The 265-nt window shown below is 46.4% G+C and carries 1 protein-coding gene; it reads right to left on the bottom strand.

Annotated elements, in window-relative coordinates; translation table 11 throughout:
- Nucleotides 1–265, bottom strand: a 265-nt coding sequence (locus AAEY68_RS21200; RefSeq protein WP_350586842.1) for a M15 family metallopeptidase, incomplete at both ends; no start/stop codon positions are given.

Below are 265 nucleotides of genomic sequence, written 5' to 3'. Positions count from 1 at the left end.
GCTCAGGACTAACGCCACTTAAATCAGGTTGATAGGGGAAATAAAATCCAAACTCAGCAGCATGCGAGATAAGCCATTGAGGTAGAGGAGCACAAGGGCCATCGGCGGTATATTCTGACGTGATTAACTGCAGTGCTTGTTTGCTAATGTTATTCGCATCATATATATCGAAATCGGTACCCCAATGATGCCGAGATGCGCCAGGGAGTGCAGACCATATCAAAATGGTATCAATCAGCTGTTGGGGCGTGAGTGACGTAAACTC

It is taken from the genome of Pseudoalteromonas sp. RB2-MNA-CIBAN-0110 (genome assembly GCF_040309305.1).
Taxonomy (GTDB): domain Bacteria; phylum Pseudomonadota; class Gammaproteobacteria; order Enterobacterales; family Alteromonadaceae; genus Pseudoalteromonas; species Pseudoalteromonas arctica.
This window is presented reverse-complemented; position numbering and strand designations above follow the sequence as displayed.